The following is a 4075-nucleotide window of genomic DNA, read 5'->3' on the forward strand; positions in this document are numbered from 1 at the left end:
GCGGCGCCCCACCCGAACTGCGCGCCCCGTCCGCCACGCCGACCCGTGCCGCGACCCCGACGGCAGCCGGTCCGACCGGCACCGCGAGCGCCCCGCCGACCACCGTGCCGACCGGACCACCGGTCGGTGGCGTGACGGCCACCGCGGACCCCGGGTTGGTCGCGACGGCCTGCCGGAACGGGCCGACGGGGCAGCGGGTGGTGCAGCTCCTGCGCGGGCGGGCCGGCGTCCTCCCGGACAACGTCCGGGTCCGGGTACGCACCGGGCCGCTCTGCGCCGCCGACTGGCAGTACACGGTGGTGGAGGTGACCGGGCACGAGGAACTCCAGGTCGTCACCCGGGGTCGGCCCGCCGGGCCGGAGCTGGTCACCGCCGGCACCGACGTGTGCACCGTCGAGGTACGGGCCACCGGCCCGGCCGGCATCCGGACGCTCGCCTGCGACGCCGGTCCGGTCGTCGGGCCCGGTGCGTAGGCTGGTCGGCATGCCAGGAACACCGCCGACGCGCTTCGTCTACCTCGGTCCGGAGGGCACCTTCGCCGAACAGGCCCTGCGCACCGTCCCCGCCGCCGAGCGCGGCAGCCGTACGCCCGCCCGCAGCGTCGGGGAGGCACTGGACAGTGTCCGGGCCGGCGACGCCGACGCCGCGCTGGTGCCGCTCGAAAACTCGATCGGCGGCGCGGTCGGGGTCACCCTGGACGAGATGGCCGAGGGCGAGCCGCTGGTGATCACCCGGGAGGTGATCCTGCCGGTCGAGTTCGTGCTCGGCGCCCGGCCCGGCACCTCGTTGACCTCGGTCCGCACGGTGGCGGCCCACCCGCAGGCGTCCACCCAGTGCCGCGGCTGGCTGCGCGACCACCTGCCCGACGCGGTGGTGGTCGACGTGCTCTCCAACGGAGCCGCCGCCGCGGGCGCCGCGGCTGGCGAGTACGACGCCGCGATCTGTGCCCCGATCGGGGCGACCGGGCACCGCCTCGCGGTCCTCGCCGACAAGATCGCCGATCACCCCGACGCGGTGACCCGGTTCGCGCTGGTCTCCCGGCCCGGGCCGCCTCCGCCGCCGACCGGCGACGATCTCACCTCGCTCGCGGTGTACATCGCCCACGACCGGGTCGGCGCGCTGCTGTCGGTGCTGATGGAGCTGGCCGTCCGGGGGGTCAACCTGACCCGGATCGAGTCCCGCCCGACCGGCGAGGCGCTCGGCCGGTACGTGTTCTTCCTCGACTGCACAGGGCACGTCGCCGACGTGCGGCTGGGCGAGGCGTTGCAGGGGCTGCGCCGGGTCTGCGCCGACGTCCGGTTCCTGGGGTCGTACCCCCGGCACCGCTGGGCGGAGGCGGCGGGTGAGCGGCCGGTGCCCGCGCCGGCCGGCCTCTCCGACGTCGACTACGCGGACGCGGCGGCCTGGCTGGCCCGGCTGCGCACCGGCGAGCTGAGCTGAACGGACGGCGCCGGCGCCCCCGGGTCGGGAGCGCCGGCGCCGGCGTGGTCAGCTCAGCAGGCCGCCGAGAAGGCCACCCTCCTGCTGCTGGGCGCCGCTACCCAGGATCGGCGGCTCCTCGGAGGGCTGCACCACCACGAAGCCCTGGCCGGCGAAGCTCATCGTGAACGACTCGCCGGTGCGCCGCCCGAGCAGCGTGCCGAGGCCGAGCTGCTCGGCGCGGTGGTAGCCGGTCTGGAGGTTGGCCGACCAGCAGACCGCCGCCTGCGGGTCGACGTACGTCGGCGCGTCCACGTTCAGCACCACCGGCGTGCCCCTGGTGGTGATGGCGATCCGGCCGTACCCGGTGAACACGCAGTTGAACAGGCCGGACGACGACGCCATCCCGGCGCCGCCGACCATCCTGATGTCGTACTGGAGGGTGGAGTCGAAGGCGAGCACGCTGGAGCCGTTGATGGAGAGCGAGTCGCCCGGCTCCAGGTCGATGATGTGCACGTCCTTGGCCAGCTCGGCGAGGAAGACGTCACCCTGGCCGGAGACCTTCATCAGCGGGACGCCCTCGCCGGTGAGCTTCTGCTTGAGGAACTTGCCGAGCCCGCCCGAGCCCAGCGCCTGGAACTGCACCTGGCCCTGGTAGGCGACCATCGACCCGGCCCGGGCCATCGCCTCGCCGTTGAGCTCGATCTTCAACATCTTCGAGTTCTGCAGCCGCATGCCGGGCTGCGCGGACTCCTTCTCCAGATTCTCCGCGGAGAACAGCTCGCTGCGCATGAAAGGTGCCTCCTGAAAAGGTCGCGGTCGCTGCACCGACCGTAGGCGACCAGGGCAACCACGGGCCATCAGCCGAGCGGCGCGTCGGACGGGCAGCGGACGGCGCGGCTCAGCCCCAGCCCAGCGCGTGCAGCCGCGCGTCGTCGATGCCGAAGTGGTGGGCGATCTCGTGCACCACCGTCACCGCCACCTCGTCGACGACGTCCTCGTCGTTGTCGCAGATCCGCAGGATCGGGCGGCGGTAGATCGAGATGCGGTCCGGCAGCACGCCCGCGTAGTCCCAGCCCCGCTCCGTAAGCGCGTGCCCCTCGTAGAGGCCGAGCAGGTCGGGCTCGCCCGGCGGCGGGTCGTCCTCGACCAGGATCACCACATTGCTCATCAGGCCGAGCAGCTCCTCGGGGACCTCGTCGAGGGCGTCGGCGACCAACTCTTCGAAGCGCTCGCGGGTCATCTCCACCGGCATCCCACCCATTGTGCCCGACGCCGAACCGGACGACCGGTCACGATGTGCCCCGAGGCCGGAGATCCGCGCGTCCACGGAGAGAGCGACCGCCCGGGAGCGGGCGGAGACTCTGTCCGTGAACGTGCGGCGTACGGGGTCGGCCGGCTCAGGAGGCCAGGCGGGCGGAGAGGGTGATCTCGGCGCCCGGCGAGAGCAGGCGGGAGATCGGGCAGTTGGCCTTGGCGGCCTCGGCGAGCTTCTGGAACTCCGCGTCGTCGATGCCCGGCACCTGGCCGACGGTCTCCAGGTCGATGCGGGTCACGGTCATCCCGGCGTCGGTCTTGTCCAGGTGGACCTTGGCGGTGGTCTCGACAGAGGTGGCCGTCGTGCCGGCGTCGGCGAGAGCCTTCGAGAACGCCATCGAGAAGCAGCCGGCGTGCGCGGCGGCGATCAGCTCCTCGGGGTTGGTGCCCTCGCCCTCTTCGAAGCGCGACTTGAACGAGTAGTTGCCCGACAGGCCGCCCTTACCGGTGCGGACGGTGCCCGACCCCTCGGTGAGATTGCCCTGCCATTGTGCGGAAGCGGTACGGATAGGCATGACCAGAACGCTAGCGGAAAGGCGACCGCCGAGCGACCGGCCCGCACCCACGCCCGCCCTGCGATTCCGGTCACCACCGGTCGGCTGTGCCATGATTCGACGCAGGCCCGTGACCGGCGGAAGGATGGCCGATGTCCGAGGAGCTGCCGATCCCCCGGCAAGGCGACCGGTCGGATGCCCCGGCCGTACTGGAGTGGGGCGCCGACGACCCGGGCCGGCCGCGCCGGTTCGGCCGTTCCCTGGTCGGCCTCACCCGGGACCCGAGACTGCCCCTGCTGCTCGCCGGGCTCGGCGCGGTGGCCGGGGTCGCCTCGCTGGTCGGGGAGTGGCTGGTGATGACGCTGCCGAACGGCGGCCCCGAGGGCAACAGCACGATCGAGGTGCCCGTCGGGGTGTCCGAGGTCGGCGGCCTGGGTGTCGGTTACCTGGTCGGGCTGCTCGGTCTGGTCTGCACCGTGGCACTGGCGTTGCGAGGCACGGCGGCCGTCCGGCCGAACGCCCGGCTGGTCGGGCTCACCCTCGCCGGCGCCCTGCTGGCGCTCCTGGCCGCCGCCACCGGCACGCTCGACGATCCCGGTGAGCGCAGCCTCTACTACTCGCCACAGGACGGCTTCGGGGTCGAGTACGGTCGCGGCCTGGTGATGGCGTTCACCGCCTGCGTGCTGCTCGGTGTCGCGTTGCGGCTGGCGCCGGCCGCCCCGACCGGCACGCCGACCGGACCTGCGGAGGACGACCGGGTCGCGGACACGACGGCCGGACGCGGCTGGCGCCGCCGGCGGGATCGCGATCCGGTCGACGAGGACGGCCTGCCCGCGCCGGCCGAC

General features: G+C 73.6%; 6 protein-coding genes. 3 read left to right on the top strand and 3 right to left on the bottom strand.

Translation table 11 applies throughout. The features are described 5' to 3' along the window. The coding region (locus DKT68_RS00855; protein WP_109815530.1) for a hypothetical protein at positions 1-473 on the top strand (473 nt) is incomplete at its 5' end. A gap of 10 nt (positions 474-483) precedes the next feature. Next, positions 484-1440 carry a prephenate dehydratase gene (gene pheA / locus DKT68_RS00860; protein WP_109815535.1) on the top strand — a complete coding sequence of 319 codons (957 nt, stop codon included), beginning with the start codon at positions 484-486 and terminating at the stop codon, positions 1438-1440. A gap of 48 nt (positions 1441-1488) precedes the next feature. On the opposite strand, the gene DKT68_RS00865 is transcribed toward pheA, so the two are convergent. From DKT68_RS00865 to DKT68_RS00875, 3 genes are all read right to left on the bottom strand, one after another. Further along, the gene (locus DKT68_RS00865) at positions 1489-2211 is read right to left on the bottom strand and encodes an AIM24 family protein (RefSeq protein WP_109815531.1); all 723 of its coding nucleotides are present in this window, start codon (positions 2209-2211) and stop codon (positions 1489-1491) included. A gap of 109 nt (positions 2212-2320) precedes the next feature. Then, positions 2321-2668 carry a metallopeptidase family protein gene (locus DKT68_RS00870; RefSeq protein ID WP_201748843.1) on the bottom strand — a complete coding sequence of 116 codons (348 nt, stop codon included), beginning with the start codon at positions 2666-2668 and terminating at the stop codon, positions 2321-2323. 151 nt (positions 2669-2819) lie between these two features. Further along, positions 2820-3251 (bottom strand): OsmC family protein, encoded by a 432-nt coding sequence (locus tag DKT68_RS00875; protein ID WP_109815533.1) that lies wholly within the window; start codon positions 3249-3251, stop codon positions 2820-2822. A 131-nt stretch (positions 3252-3382) separates the two neighbouring features. Between DKT68_RS00875 and DKT68_RS00880 the strand changes: the two genes are divergently transcribed. Further along, positions 3383-4075: hypothetical protein (locus DKT68_RS00880; protein ID WP_109815534.1), on the top strand; the 693-nt coding region annotated here is incomplete at its 3' end.

It is taken from the genome of Micromonospora acroterricola (assembly GCF_003172955.1).
Lineage (GTDB): Bacteria > Actinomycetota > Actinomycetes > Mycobacteriales > Micromonosporaceae > Micromonospora > Micromonospora acroterricola.

Coding starts and splice junctions, on each gene's coding strand:
- DKT68_RS00875 (WP_109815533.1), bottom strand. CDS start 3,251: ATGCCTATCCGTACCGCTTCCGCACAATGGCAGGGCAATCTCACCGAG.
- DKT68_RS00865 (WP_109815531.1), bottom strand. CDS start 2,211: ATGCGCAGCGAGCTGTTCTCCGCGGAGAATCTGGAGAAGGAGTCCGCG.
- pheA (WP_109815535.1), top strand. CDS start 484: ATGCCAGGAACACCGCCGACGCGCTTCGTCTACCTCGGTCCGGAGGGC.